14 protein-coding genes are annotated in these 13,581 nt (G+C 67.6%); 4 read left to right on the top strand and 10 right to left on the bottom strand.

The features are described 5' to 3' along the window. Positions 1-10: 10 nt before the first annotated feature. Complete coding sequence (gene guaB / locus A5705_RS12010; RefSeq protein ID WP_068277716.1) at positions 11-1,609, bottom strand: IMP dehydrogenase; 1,599 nt, start codon at positions 1,607-1,609, stop codon at positions 11-13. A gap of 150 nt (positions 1,610-1,759) precedes the next feature. Between guaB and A5705_RS12005 the strand changes: the two genes are divergently transcribed. Then, the gene (locus tag A5705_RS12005; RefSeq protein WP_066933952.1) at positions 1,760-2,170 is read left to right on the top strand and encodes a DUF5319 domain-containing protein; all 411 of its coding nucleotides are present in this window, start codon (positions 1,760-1,762) and stop codon (positions 2,168-2,170) included. A gap of 1 nt (position 2,171) precedes the next feature. Here the strand turns inward: A5705_RS12005 and A5705_RS12000 are convergent, their stop codons facing one another. From A5705_RS12000 to A5705_RS11990, 3 genes are all read right to left on the bottom strand, one after another. Continuing rightward, positions 2,172-2,948, bottom strand: a complete 777-nt coding sequence (locus A5705_RS12000) for an anti-sigma-D factor RsdA (protein WP_082956426.1) — start codon at positions 2,946-2,948, stop codon at positions 2,172-2,174. Further along, positions 2,941-3,516, bottom strand: a complete 576-nt coding sequence (locus tag A5705_RS11995) for a sigma-70 family RNA polymerase sigma factor (RefSeq protein ID WP_067873813.1) — start codon at positions 3,514-3,516, stop codon at positions 2,941-2,943. The genes A5705_RS12000 and A5705_RS11995 overlap by 8 nt, the downstream gene beginning before the upstream one ends. Before the next feature lie 81 nt (positions 3,517-3,597). Beyond that, a complete protein-coding gene (locus tag A5705_RS11990; RefSeq protein ID WP_068277669.1) occupies positions 3,598-4,410 on the bottom strand; it encodes a hypothetical protein in 813 nt (270 codons plus the stop codon). 367 nt (positions 4,411-4,777) lie between these two features. Here A5705_RS11990 and A5705_RS11985 point away from each other — a divergent pair, with 367 nt between their 5' ends. Then, positions 4,778-5,086: a WhiB family transcriptional regulator gene (locus A5705_RS11985; RefSeq protein WP_067873618.1), complete on the top strand. Its 309-nt coding sequence runs from the start codon at positions 4,778-4,780 to the stop codon at positions 5,084-5,086. 28 nt (positions 5,087-5,114) lie between these two features. Here the strand turns inward: A5705_RS11985 and A5705_RS11980 are convergent, their stop codons facing one another. Next, positions 5,115-5,534 carry a hypothetical protein gene (locus tag A5705_RS11980; RefSeq protein ID WP_068277666.1) on the bottom strand — a complete coding sequence of 140 codons (420 nt, stop codon included), beginning with the start codon at positions 5,532-5,534 and terminating at the stop codon, positions 5,115-5,117. Between the two features lie 111 nt (positions 5,535-5,645). Between A5705_RS11980 and A5705_RS11975 the strand changes: the two genes are divergently transcribed. Next, complete coding sequence (locus tag A5705_RS11975; RefSeq protein WP_068277663.1) at positions 5,646-6,368, top strand: superoxide dismutase family protein; 723 nt, start codon at positions 5,646-5,648, stop codon at positions 6,366-6,368. 34 nt (positions 6,369-6,402) lie between these two features. On the opposite strand, the gene A5705_RS11970 is transcribed toward A5705_RS11975, so the two are convergent. The 3 genes from A5705_RS11970 to A5705_RS11960 form a co-directional block, all read right to left on the bottom strand. Beyond that, positions 6,403-7,503 carry a ferritin-like domain-containing protein gene (locus A5705_RS11970; protein ID WP_068277660.1) on the bottom strand — a complete coding sequence of 367 codons (1,101 nt, stop codon included), beginning with the start codon at positions 7,501-7,503 and terminating at the stop codon, positions 6,403-6,405. Positions 7,504-7,662: 159 nt separating this feature from the next. Then, on the bottom strand, positions 7,663-8,130 hold the full coding sequence (locus A5705_RS11965) for a 2,4'-dihydroxyacetophenone dioxygenase family protein (RefSeq protein WP_068277654.1): 468 nt from the start codon (positions 8,128-8,130) through the stop codon (positions 7,663-7,665). 109 nt (positions 8,131-8,239) lie between these two features. Continuing rightward, positions 8,240-9,553 (bottom strand): CdaR family transcriptional regulator, encoded by a 1,314-nt coding sequence (locus A5705_RS11960; RefSeq protein WP_068277651.1) that lies wholly within the window; start codon positions 9,551-9,553, stop codon positions 8,240-8,242. Between the two features lie 127 nt (positions 9,554-9,680). Between A5705_RS11960 and A5705_RS11955 the strand changes: the two genes are divergently transcribed. Continuing rightward, positions 9,681-11,027: a wax ester/triacylglycerol synthase family O-acyltransferase gene (locus tag A5705_RS11955; protein ID WP_068277647.1), complete on the top strand. Its 1,347-nt coding sequence runs from the start codon at positions 9,681-9,683 to the stop codon at positions 11,025-11,027. A 372-nt stretch (positions 11,028-11,399) separates the two neighbouring features. On the opposite strand, the gene groL is transcribed toward A5705_RS11955, so the two are convergent. Beyond that, positions 11,400-13,025 carry a chaperonin GroEL gene (gene groL, locus A5705_RS11950; RefSeq protein ID WP_068277642.1) on the bottom strand — a complete coding sequence of 542 codons (1,626 nt, stop codon included), beginning with the start codon at positions 13,023-13,025 and terminating at the stop codon, positions 11,400-11,402. Positions 13,026-13,223: 198 nt separating this feature from the next. After that, on the bottom strand, positions 13,224-13,526 hold the full coding sequence (gene groES, locus A5705_RS11945; RefSeq protein WP_007167930.1) for a co-chaperone GroES: 303 nt from the start codon (positions 13,524-13,526) through the stop codon (positions 13,224-13,226). Positions 13,527-13,581: the final 55 nt, after the last annotated feature.

Genomic DNA, 13,581 nt, shown 5'->3' with positions numbered 1-13,581 from the left:
AGTTCGCTGTTCACCGCGCGAAGTAGTTGGGGGCTTCGACGGTCATGGCGACGTCGTGCGGGTGGCTCTCGCGCAGGCCCGCCGCGGTGATCCGGACGAACTGCGCCTGCTGGAGCGCCTCGATGGTGGGCGAGCCGGTGTAGCCCATCGCCGCCCGCAGCCCGCCCGTCAGCTGGTGGATCACCGACGACAGCGGCCCACGGAACGGCACCCTGCCCTCGATGCCCTCGGGCACCAGCTTGTCCTCGGAGAGGGCGTCGTCGGCGAAATAGCGGTCCTTGGAATAGGACTTGCCGCCGCCGCGACCCTGCATGGCGCCCAGCGAGCCCATGCCGCGGTAGCTCTTGAACTGCTTGCCGTTGACGAAGATCAGCTCGCCGGGCGCCTCCGCGGTCCCGGCCAGCAGCGAGCCCAGCATGGCCGTCGACGCGCCGGCGGCCAGCGCCTTGGCGATGTCGCCGGAATACTGCAGCCCGCCGTCGGCGATCACCGGCACACCCCTCGGCCGGCAGACCGCGACGGCCTCCAGGATCGCCGTGATCTGTGGCGCGCCGACGCCCGCCACGACGCGCGTCGTGCAGATCGATCCCGGTCCCACACCGACCTTGACGGCGTCGGCGCCGGCGTCGATGAGCGCCGCGGCCGCCGCCCGGGTGGCGACGTTGCCGCCGATCACCTCGACGCGGTCGCCGACCTCGGCCTTGAGCTTGCCGACCATGTCGAGCACCAGCCGGTTGTGCGCGTGCGCGGTGTCGACGATCAGCACGTCGACCCCGGCGTCGACCAGCATCATCGCCCGCACCCAGGCGTCACCGCCGACGCCGACGGCGGCGCCGACCAGCAGCCGCCCGTCGCTGTCCTTGGTGGCCAGCGGGTGCTGTTCGGTCTTGACGAAGTCCTTGACGGTGATCAGTCCGGTCAGCCGGCCGTGGCCGTCGACGACGGGCAGTTTCTCGATCTTGTTGCGCCGCAACAGCCCCAGCGCCGCGTCGGCGGACACGCCCTCCTGGGCTGTGATCAGCGGGGACTTGGTCATGACCTCGGCGACCTGCTTGGTCTGGTCCACCTCGAACCGCATGTCGCGGTTGGTGATGATGCCGACGAGAGCGCCGGACTCGTCGACCACCGGCAGCCCGGAGATCCGGAAGCGGGCGCACAGCGCGTCGACCTGCGCCAGCGTGTTGTCCGGCCGGCAGGTGACGGGATCGGTGACCATGCCGGCCTCCGAGCGCTTCACCATCTCGACCTGGCCGGCCTGTTCGGCGACCGGCAGGTTGCGGTGCAGCACGCCCATGCCGCCGGCCCGGGCCATCGCGATGGCCATCCGTGACTCGGTGACGGTGTCCATCGCCGAGCTGACCAGCGGCACCTTGAGCCTGATCTTCTTGGTGAGCTGGCTGGAGGTGTCCGCCGTCGCGGGGACCACGTCGGAGGCCGCGGGCAGCAGCAGGACGTCGTCGAACGTCAGGCCGAGCATCGCGATCTTGTCCGGGTTGTCGCCGCCCGTCGGCACCGGCTCGTCGGCCAGTCCCGCGAGACGGGGGTCGCGCACGTACGGGCCGACAACGAGGTCGGAGCTTTCTTCCAAGTGGGACATGCCACGGGTCATCGGGAGGCCCTCCATACGCGCGCGGAGTGAGAAGCCCATCCTATCGGCTCCCGCGGCACCCGGACCCGCTTGTCCGGGCGTGCCGCGCAGGGCGGGCGGCGGGCATGTCCCTGCTGGCGCTATGACGGCCCCCCTGCGTAGGCTAGGGGCGTGCGTGACCACCTCCCACCGGGTTTGCCACCCGACCCGTTCGCCGACGACCCCTGCGATCCGTCGGCGGCGCTCGAAGCCGTCGAGCCCGGGCAACCGCTGGATCAGCAGGAGCGGATGGCGGTCGAGGCCGACCTGGCCGATCTGGCCGTGTACGAGGCCCTGTTGGCGCACAAGGGGATTCGCGGGCTGGTGGTCTGTTGCGACGAGTGCCAGCAAGACCACTACCACGACTGGGACATGTTGCGGGCCAACCTGCTGCAGCTGCTCATCGACGGCACGGTCCGCCCGCACGAGCCCGCCTATGACCCCGAACCGGACTCCTACGTCACGTGGGATTACTGCCGGGGCTACGCCGACGCCTCACTCAACGAGGCGACGTCGGACGCCGACGGATTCCACCGCCGCTGAGTCAGGGCGTCTCGTCCGGCGCCGCCGATGACGGCGTCGACGAATGCGCGTGATGCCGATGCCGCCCCGAGGACGGGCTCGTCGTTGTCGGGCTCGTCGTGGAACTTGCTGTTGGGCTCGGCGGTGTCGTGGTCGGACCGGGCTGGGCCGGCGACGTCGACGAGGCGGCCGGCGCCTTGGGTTTCGGCGCGGCGGGCGGCACCGTCGCGTTCGGGTTGCGGGATTCCACGCGGGTGTTCAAGAGATTGACCTCGTCCAGCAGGTCGTTCCGGCTTGCCCCGTCGTTCATGGACTGCACTGTGCTGCTCACCTGGGCCAGCTGGTTCTGGGCCTGCGCCCACTGACCCTGGTCGATCATTTGCTGGACCTTGGCCAGCTCGGCCTTGGCGGACAGCTCGATCTGGCTGTCGTTGACCCTCGGCTGGTCGAAGAACATCGCGTGCAGGCCGTAGAGCGTGTCCCCGGGACGGGCCTCGACCACCATGGCGCCGAACCCACTCAGCGCCAGCAGCGTGGCGGCGACCGATCCGATGGTCGCCAGGCCCCGGCGGGCGCGCCGCCGCTCGGCGAGCCCGGTGTGCAGCGCTTCGATGGCCTCCTCGGGCGACACCAGCGCGCTGGCCGGCGGCCACCGCAGGTCGTCGCGCCAGTCCTCCAGCAGCACGGCCAGCGCTTCGAAATTGGGGTCGTCGGGATCGTCCAGATCGACCGGTCGCCGCTCGGCGAGCGCGTCGAGGAGCAAATCGGTGTGGGCGAACTCGTCCAGGGATTCAGGCATAGTCACCCGCCGCGACGATTTCGGACTTGAGCCGGGACAGCGCCCGGTGCTGGGCCACGCGGACCGCTCCGGTGGTGCTCCCGACGGCGGCGGCGGTCTCCTCGGCGGACAGGCCGACGACCACGCGCAGGATCAAAATCTCCCGCTGCTTGGCGGGCAGGATCTCGAGCAACTCGTTCATCCGGCTGACCGAGTCGGCCTCGAGGGCCCGCTGCTCCGGGCCCGCCTCGGGCGACCAGCGCTCCGGAACGGTTTCGGCGGGGTAGGCGCGATCACGGCCGGCCGCTCGGTGCGCGTCGGCGATCTTGTGGGCCGCGATGCCGTACAGGAAAGCAAGGAACGGGCGCCCGCGCTCCCGGTACCGCGGCAGCGCCGTGATGGTGGCCAAGCACACCTCCTGAGCTACGTCGTCTGCTGACAGACCGCCCCGTTCGACCGTGCCGACTCGCGCCCGGCAATATCGCACGACAATCGGACGGATGGTCTCCAGCACCTCCCGTAGTGCGTTGCGGTCTCCCGCCACGGCCTCCGCAACCACAGCGTCGAGACGTTCGCCTTGAATTGTCATCGACGGCGGTATCTCCAACGTTACGAATGGGACACATCGCGGGCTAACAGTCGAAATGACAATAGCGGGCGGAAGGCCGTTTTAAGCGCAACGCCACGCGCCCCCGGCGCGCCGCACCTGGCCTGCGCAGATATCGCGAATTTCAACCAGTTTTTGTGCTGAAAACGTGACGCTTTCGATGTCGCTCAGCAAGCAAGCCAACGCCCAGCGAAGCGGTATCAGGCCCAGCCGACCGGTGGCGTCCAGCGCCGCCTCCGCGACCGCGCGGGCGCGCTCTGCGTCGCCGGCGCTGCACAGCGCGGCGGCCAGCACCACGTCGCTTTTCACCCGGTGCCGCGCCGAGGGTTGGCCCATCGCGTCGGCGAGTTCCACCGCCTCCTCGGCGTGCCGCACGGCCGATTCGCCGTCGCCGGTGGCCATCGCCAGCTCGGCGGCCACCCACCGCCGGCGCACCGGCAGCCGGTCGGGGACCGCGTCGTGTCCGAGGTCCACGCGACCCAACAACGTTGCCGCGGCGGCGAAGCGGCCGACGCCCAGCGCGTCGGCCGCCAGCCCGATCAGCGCGTCGGCGCGGGCCTCGGGATCCGTGCCCGCCAGCGCCAGGGCGCGCCCGTCCCAGCCCCGCGCCACCGCGTGCCAGCCGAGCTGGCGCAAGAACGACCCCTGGGTGCTGTGCGCCAGCGAGATCAGCCGGCCGTCCGCGGCGTCGCGCCGCAGCGCCGCCAGGTCGCAATAGGCGCTGCCGTAGCGGCCCTGCCCGCCCGCCGCGACGGCGCGCAACCACAGTTGCTCCGGAGCGGTCGCGGCGGGCAGCGGCCAGCTATCCGGTCGCCCGCCGAAGGCGGCGCCGGCCAGCGTGTGCTGAATCACGGAAGTGTGACGAGTTTCAATCACGGTGATAGTAGTAAACACTTCGTGCTGATCGTGTTACCGAACTGTTAATCACAATGGGTCGCGTACTAATTGCTCCACCTCCCGCCGCGGCCGCTGAGCTGGGAAATCTCGGTTCGGTCAAGTGCCTGCTAGCACGGTTTTCGGTCGCCGAATGGGTGGCAGATGAACGGCGAGTAAATTTTGCTACAACGCTTACATATTTTGCCGACCTAAGTGGCTATTGACGGAAATTCGCCGCCGCACCTAAGTTCTAGGTTTGTCGGGTAGTCATCGGTGACTCCACTCCAAATCAGTTTGCACGGTCGCTTCTCGGGCGCTTCGCGAAACCCGTCCTTCTGGGCGTGCCGTGCAGAGAGGGAACGATCCTATGCCACAGCCGGAGCAGCTACCTGGGCCCAACGCCGACATCTGGAACTGGCAACTGCAAGGCCTGTGCCGTGGCGTTGACTCGTCGATGTTCTTCCACCCCGACGGCGAGCGGGGTCGCGCCCGCATGCAGCGCGAGCAGCGCGCCAAGGAGATGTGCCGGCAGTGCCCTGTCATCCAGGAGTGCCGTTCCCACGCCCTGGAGGTCGGCGAGCCCTACGGCGTCTGGGGTGGCCTGTCGGAGTCCGAGCGCGACCTGCTCCTGAAGGGCGACATCGGCCGCAGCCGCGGCATCCGCCGCTCGGCCTGATCGGCCCGCTCCCCCCGGCCGGCCTGATTCACCGCGCCTCGCCCGTCTCCGCCGTCCACTGTGCGTACTCGTTGCCGGCCGAGAGGTCCCAGAAGGTCGATGTGTGCAACGAGCCGTCGTCGCCGAATTTGTAGATCTCGATGCTCTGAATGACCGCCGGTTGCCCGTTCACGGTGCCCGAGTTGCGGATGACGGCCGCGCCGGTGGCACCGCATACGTAGAGCAGGTCGATGCCCAGCTTCCATTCGGCGTTCGGCGAGGCGTCCCACACCTCGCTCATGACGTCCCATCCCCGCTTGACCGGCGTGCCGACAGGATCCTCCATCGTGACCTCGCCCGGCACGACGCGCTTCCAGTGCGCGAGCCACGCCTCCTTGTCACCGGCATTCCACAATTCCACGTGCCGCCCGACCGCCGCGCGGATCTCATCGGCTGTGGGTGCTGACATCTCTTTCCTCCTGCGTAGTCCCCGCCTGCGATGAGCATTGCGCCCGTGGACGGGTTTGCATAGGGGGGTTCAGCTCGTTTCGGCATGCGCTAACGGGGGTAAGACCGGTCAATGAATAAGGGTTTGGCCTTCGCCGCCGCGGCGCTTACCGCGACCATCGCACCGTTAGCTGCATGCGCAAACCAGAGCGGTAACCAGTCCGCCACGTCCTCCAGCGCGCCACCCGGCACCGAGCGGATGACCACGCAGGTGAGGAGCTCCGACGGGACCCAGATCGCCACCGCCACCTTCGATTTCGCGAACGGCTATGCGACGGTGACGGTTGACGCCGGACCCAACCAGGTTCTGAGCCCGGGCTTCCACGGGCTGCAAATCCACTCGGTCGGCAAGTGCGACGTCGCCGACTTCAGCTCCGCCGGAAGCGTCTACCAGGCGCCGAATCACACCGGTTATCCCGCCAGCGGCGACCTGACCGCATTGCAGGTGCGCTCCGACGGCTCGGCGAAACTCGTCACGACGAGCAACTTGTTCACCGCCGCGGACCTGAGAAACAGCTCGGGTACCGCGCTGGTCATCCACCAGACGGCGGACAACCTCGGCGGCGCCCCGGCCGCTGAATCGAGCAAGCGCATCGCCTGCGGTGTGATCACCGCGGCGTCCGCGACCACGACATCGTCGACCACTGAGACCACCAGCGTCACCACGGTCACCACGTCGGTGCCACCGCCGTCGACCAGCACGAGCACCAGCACCGTGACGGTCACCAGCACCCCGACCGCCACGTCGACGCCGTCCTACACGACGACGCCTCCCAGCCTGCCGCCCAGCCGGTGACGCGCCGTCGCCGCCGATCAGCCGTGGCCAGGCCTCAGCTCGCGCCCGCCGCGATCACCTGGTCCACTTCGACGGCCCGCTCGGCCATCTCGGCGTGCGCCTTGTCCAGCGAATCGGCCTGATCCTCGTCGGCTTTCATCAGCGCCTCGATGTCCAAGCCGCTCATGTCGAGGACGCCCATGTCCCGGAAGGCCTTCTGCACCCTGTTGCCCCACAGCCCGATGTCCTTGACGATCGGCACGATGCGGCTGAACAGGTGCGAGCGGAACTGGATCATCAGCGGCGAATTGTCGACCCACTCGGCGCACGCTTGGACGTCGAGGCCGAGGGTCTCGAAGACCTCCTCGCCGCGGAACCGGTCGCGCATCAGGTAGCAGGCGTCCACGACGAACTCCTCGCGCTCGTCCCGTTCGGCTTCGGTCAGCTCGGAGTAATAGTCCTTGAGCGAGATCCGGCCGAAGGCGACGTGCCGCGCCTCGTCCTGCATCACGTACGCCAACAGCTGTTTGGCCAGCGAGTGCTGCGGCACCATGTCGCGCAGCACCCCGAAGGCGGCGAGTGCGAGCCCTTCGATGAGGACCTGCATGCCGAGGTAGGGCATGTCCCAGCGCGAGTCGCGCAGGGTGTCGTCGAGCAGCGCGGTCAGGTGCGTGTTGATCGGGTAGACGAGGCCGACCTTCTCCTGCAGGAAGCGCGAGAACGCCTCGACGTGCCGGGCCTCGTCCATGGTCTGGGTGGCCGCATAGAACTTCGCGTCCAGGTCCGGGACGACCTCGACGATCTTGGCGGAGCAGATCATCGCCCCCTGCTCCCCGTGCAGGAACTGCGAGAACTGCCACGCCTGGGAGTGCAGGCGCATCTCGGCGCGCCGGGATTCGTCGGCGGCCTCCCACACCGGGCTACCGAACAGCGGATGAAACTCGTCGGGCAGCCCGACCGGGTTGGTCGGGTCGACGTCGTGCGCCCAGTCGATGCGCGACCGGGCATCCCACTGCTTGTCCTTGCCCTTTTGGTAGAGGGACAGCAGCCGGGCCCGCCCCTCGTCGTACTCCCACGTGAAGCGCGCGTCGCCGGCACTGGCGACCTGCCACGAGTAGGGCGTGGGCACGTTCGTGTACTTGTCCCTCGTGGTCATGAGCTGCGCCTTCCTGCCCGGAGTGACCAGTGGTCATATGACCAGTATCACATTGCACCCCCGTCCGGCGGCGCGTCAAGCGTGGGGGCGCTCATGCTCAACAAACGAAGGCACCCCCGGCCAATCGACCGGGGGTGCTTCCTTACCAGGTGTTCAAGCCTAGGCGTCCCAGCTCGTCAGGTCGCGGGCAGCGATGCCGTGGCTGGCGCAGTAATTGGTGTACCGCTCGATGGAGGTCTTATGATTTTCCTGCCACAAGATTGTGTTGTTCTCGTCGATGAACAACAGCTCGCCCACGATGAAGAAGAACACCTCGGCGTCCTCCAGGCTCTCTGGGGTGTGCCTGGAGCCGGCAACTTCGTAGACGGTGTCGCCCGCGCGGGAGATCCAGTTGTTTTCCTGGTAGCGCCACGCCCCGGTGACGGTATGCCCGACCACGATGCCCGTGTGGTAGTGCGGGGCTAGCTCCAGTCCGGCCGGAAACTTCATCGACACGACGATCTCGGCGCGGACCGGGTCGACCTTCCAGTACTTGAGAAACACCTGATCGCTGAGAGGGGTGAACGGAATCCAGGGGTTGTCGGCGCCGCTCATGTAGTTGACGTCTAGCTCTTGCACGGTCTGCATCGGGGCCTCCTCGGTTCTTGTGGCCGGTCGGCCAACTACCCGAAACGGTAGGTACGGGCGCAGCGAATTCCTTGGCACGCGGTGCCAAGGTTGGTGGCCTGGTTTGTGCTCAGGTCACAGACCGAGCGGACGCTTCGGCGCTGCGGCGCTCGAGTCCCCGCAGCGCGGGCAGCAAGACCAGCGCCACCGCGAGGTCGAGGCTGTCGATGTCAATGCTGCGACCGAGGATCATCTGGGCCTGATCGACGCGGTAGCTGATGGTGTTGGGGTGCACGGTGAGCCGTCGCGCGGCTTTGGCTCGGCTACGGTTCTCTTGCAGGTACACCAACAACGTCGACGCGACCCGGTACGTCGCCTCGTCGTCGGCGGCCAGCGGACCAAGCACCCGTTGAACGAACAATGCCGCGTGCTCGGCGTCGCAACTGGCCAGCGCGGCGACCGCGACATCCCGGTAGCGCGTCAGTGGGGCGGCGCGCTTCCCGACCAACGATGCCACCCGTCGCGCGTTCTCAGCTTGGATATGACTGCGGCGGAAGCCTTTGAGGCCGTGTCCGGGCTCGCCGATACTGACCTGGACGCCGTCCGGGAGTTTTGGCCGACGCACCGTGGTACCTGAACCGAAATCGACTGCGGTGAAATCGCTTTGGCGGCTCAACCAGCCGAACGCCACGAGAGAGCCGACCGGGTGGATGAGGGTTGACTCGGCGCCCATCTCGCGCGCAAGGACGGTGATCGCCTCGGTCAGCGATCTCTGGGCGTCGCGGTCAGCCGAGACCGAATCGACCCACGCGACAGCTCCGACATGGTGGCGGCCAATGTCGTAGCGCAGCCGTTTCGAGGCCCGCTGCTGGTCACGTTCCCGCTGCGTCAGGATGTCGTCGATGGCACCGGTACGGGCGGCGGCCGTGTTGCGCAACCAGATTTCGCGTTCGGCCTCGTAGGCCTGCTCGGCGCGGTTCAGGGCCGCGTCGACGTAGCCGAACATAAAGCTGGTGGCGAGGCGAAGTGCCGCGGCTTGTTGCTTCTGATCCGCTGCGGCCGCCGTGATCCGGTCCCACATCCACTGCCACACCAGCTCTTGGGTCACCCGGTAAAACCGCATCAAGCTGGCAAGGGGAATCTGGCGCTGTACACCGGTGCGAGCGATGGCCAGCGTCGGCGCGGGCAACTCGACATCGCGGGGGTCGCCGGCCACGTCGATGATGTCGGCCAGCTGGCGGATGCCCGCCTCGGTGCTGACCACGTTCTCCTTGACGGACTGCGGGTCGGGAAATAGCACTGGCATTTCAGCCTGCATGCGGGCGGCTGCCCGTTCGGCGAGGTCGGCCGCGCGCGAGCGCAGTTCGGCGGCGATCGGACGCAGCAGCTTCTCCCAGACCTGCTCAGAGCCTGGCTCACGCAATGGTTCCCACGTGAGTTCCATGGCGGGTGAACATACTCCGTTGTGACGCCGTCACAACCTACATCGGCGAGATTGGCCCGTCGGCACGAGTTTTCCCACTCGCTCGCCACCTACCTTTCGGAGCAACAACTCATGCAAAGGACGAGCCATGAACCTGATGTCACCGGTCGAGTCGATGATGCTGCTCGCCGAGTCGCCCGGACACCCGATGCATGTCGCCGGATTACAGCTGTTTCAGCCACCGCAGGACGCGGGGCCGGAGTTCGTCCGCGAGTACTGCGACTCGCTGCGGGCGTGCGATGATGTGCAGCCCCTCTTCCGCAAGCACCCGGCCGTGATGCCGGGAGGTTTGACCGCCGGCTGGTCGTCAGCGACCGACATCGAACTCGACTACCACGTTCGGCACTCGGCGCTGCCCGGTCCCGGTCGGGTCAGGGAACTGCTCGAACTGACTTCGCGGCTGCATTCCGGCATGCTCGACCGGCACCGTCCGTTGTGGGAGACCCACATCATCGAAGGGCTGAACGACGGACGCTTCGCGGTGTACACCAAGATTCATCACGGCCTGGTCGATGGGATAGCGACGATCAACCTCCTTCAGGGTGCGCTGAATGCGGATCCACTCGACCAGGAGGTCCGCGCGCCATGGGCGTTGCCGACCCCGACTGATGGCAACGCGCGCGCTTCGTCGAAGCAGACGCTGGCCGGGGCCATCAAATCGATTCCGCGCGTCGGCGCCTCGACGCTCGGCCTGGTGCGCAGTGCTGTGCTTGAGCAGCAGCTGACATTGCCGTTTCGGGCACCGAACACCATGCTGAATGTTTCGATCGGCGGTGCTCGGCGCTGCGCCGCGCAGTCATGGCCACTGCAGCGCATCAAAGACGTCAAGAACGCCACCGGATCCACCGTCAACGACGTCGTACTCGCAATGTGCGCCGGCGCTCTCCGGGCATACCTCGCCGACCAGAACGCATTGCCCGAAAAGCCTTTAGTTGCAATGGTTCCGGTCAGCCTGCGTACCGCCGACGACGCCCCCGGGGGCAACGCGGTCTCGGCGGTACTGACCAATTTGGCGACGCACGTCGACGACCCCGCCCAGCGTCTGACGACGATCAGCGAGTGCATGCGGAACAACAAGGCGGTGCTGGCCGAAATGCCGAGACCCGAGGCGATAGCGTTGGGGATGATGTTGCTCTCGCCGGTCGTTTTGGGCGGTGTGATGGGGACCGCGGCAGGGCCACCGCCGTTCAACCTGTGCATCTCCAACGTCCCTGGCGCCCGAAACCCGCTGTATGCCAAGGGCGCTCGGCTGCAGGGCAGCTATCCGATGTCGATCGCGGCCAACGGGCAGGCGCTCAACATCACGCTGGTGGGAAGCGGCGACAGGCTTGACTTCGGCCTCGTGGGATGCCGCCGCGCCGTGCCACACCTGCAGCGCCTGCTGGTCCACCTGGAGACGTCGCTCAAAGACCTCGAGCAAGCCGCCGGGTTATGACCCGCAGATGAGCGTGAACGTGATGCTTTGGCATCGATTGTGACGCACCTTGAGACGAAAACCCACCCGACCATCGGGCCGAGGGCACTCAAGTAGCACGAGCAGATTCAAGCCGTCGAACGAGCCGTCACCCGGGCGGTCATCAGGTGGGACTAACCGTGACGAACGTGACCGTCTCGTCGAGCGGCAGACACATAACCGTATTGCGCAGCGACGGAAAGCCGCACGGGCTAGGACCGAAGCTCACCGCCGATGCGCAGGGCCCCCGTTCCTGGACGGATGCGGGGGCCTGCCGCAGGACGCCGACCGTGGGGCCTGTGCATGAAAACCCTCGAGTTTTCTACATCAGCCCCACAGTCGGGCATCAACTACTTAGTGATGGTGGTGATGACCGTGGCCGTGGCCGTGGTCGTCTTCCGCCTCGGCGGGCTTGTCCACCACCGCCGTCTCGGTGGTGAGCACCATCCGGGCCACCGACGCCGCGTTGACGACGGCCGACCGGGTCACCTTGACCGGGTCGATGACGCCGGCACCGAGCAGGTCGCCGTAGGCGAGCGTTTCGGCGTTCAGCCCCTGCCCGACGGGCAGCTCACTGACCTTGTTGACCGCGACCGCGCCGTCCAGCCCCGCGTTGCTGGCGATCCAGTACAGCGGCGCCGCCAACGCCTCGGAGAACACGTCGACGCCGAGCGCCTCGTCGCCGCTGAGCGTCCCGCGCAGCTCCTTCAGCGCCTTGCGGGCGTGGATGAGTGCCGTTCCGCCGCCGGCGACGATGCCCTCCTCGACCGCGGCCTTGGCCGCCGCCACGGCGTCCTCGACGCTTTCCTTGCGCTCCTTGAGGGCGGTCTCGGTGGCGGCGCCGACCTTGATGACGGCCACGCCGCCGGCCAGCTTGGCCAGCCGCTCCTGCAGCTTCTCGCGGTCCCAGTCCGAGTCAGTGCTCTCGATCTCGGCGCGCAGCTGCTTGATGCGGGCCTCGACCGCCTCCTTGGAGCCGCCGCCGTCGACGATGATCGTGTCGTCCTTGCCGACCACCACGCGCCGCGCCGAGCCCAGCACGTCGGTGTCGACCTCGCGCAGCAGCAGTCCGGCGTCGGGGTTGATCACCTGGCCGCCCGTGACCACCGCGAGGTCCTCGAGGAACGCCTTGCGGCGGTCGCCGAAGAACGGCGCCTTGACCGCGACGGCCTTCAGCGTCTTGCGAATCGAGTTGACGACCAGCGTCGCCAGGGCCTCGCCCTCGACGTCTTCGGCGACGATCAGCAGCGGCTTGCCGCTCTCGGCGATCTTCTCGAGCATCGGCAGCAGATCGGGCAGCGAGCTGATCTTCTCCTGGTGCAGCAGGATCACCGGGTCGTCGAGCACCGCTTCCTGGGAGTCGAAGTCGGTGACGAAATATGCCGACAAGAAGCCCTTGTCGAAGCCGACGCCCTCGGTGAACTCCAGCTCGGTGCTCAGGGTGGAGGATTCCTCGACGCTGACCACGCCGTCGGCACCGACCTTGGTCATCGCCTCGCCGACCAGCTCGCCGATCTGCTGGTCGCGTGACGACACCGTCGCCACCTGCGCAATGCCTTCCTTGCCGGCCACCGGGGTGGCCTCGGCGAGCAACGCCTCGGACACCGCGTCACCGGCCTTGCCGATCCCCACGCCCAGGGCGATGGGGTTGGCGCCGGCGGCGACCATGCGCAGCCCGTCCTTGACCAAGGCCTGCGCGAGCACGGTCGCCGTGGTGGTGCCGTCACCGGCGACGTCGTTGGTCTTGGTGGCCACCGACTTCACCAGCTGCGCGCCCAGGTTCTCGAACGGGTCCTCCAGGTCGATCTCACGCGCGACGGTGACGCCGTCGTTGGTCACCGCCGGGCCGCCGAATGCCTTGGCCAGCACCACGTGGCGGCCCCGCGGTCCCAGCGTCACCCGTACCGCGTCGGCGAGCTTGTTCACGCCGGCCTCCATGGCGCGGCGCGCGGTTTCGTCGTACTCAATGATCTTGCTCATCAGGCTCCTTCCGCCCGGCGACGATGCGGTCCGTGTGAACGGACCGCTGAGGAGCCGGGCAACTCGAACTCCGCCCGGCGACGATGCGGTCCGTGTGAACGGACCGCTGAAGAGCCGGGCAATTCAAACTCCGCGAACGCATGCCGCCCCGGAAATCACCCGCGCAATGACGGGGATCGCCGGGGCGGAACACGGTCCTTACTTGGATACGACAGCCAGCACGTCGCGGGCGGACAGGATCAGGTACTCCTCGCCGTTGTACTTGATCTCGGTGCCGCCGTACTTGCTGTAGATGACGGTGTCACCCTCCGAGACGTCCAGCGGGATCCGCTTCTCGCCGTCCTCGTCCCAGCGGCCGGGGCCGACGGCGACGACGGTGCCTTCCTGCGGCTTCTCCTTGGCGGTGTCAGGAATGACCAGACCGGACGCGGTCGTGGTCTCGGCCTCGTTGGCCTGCACGAGAATCTTGTCCTCGAGTGGCTTGATGTTCACCTTCGCCACGATTGGAGCCCTCCACTAGTTCGATCGGGCCGGGGCCTGCGGCCCCGACGGGGTT

It is taken from the genome of Mycobacterium sp. E787 (genome assembly GCF_001668725.1).
GTDB lineage: Bacteria > Actinomycetota > Actinomycetes > Mycobacteriales > Mycobacteriaceae > Mycobacterium.
Note: the sequence above shows the minus strand (reverse complement) of the source record. Positions and strands in the feature narration are given on the sequence as shown.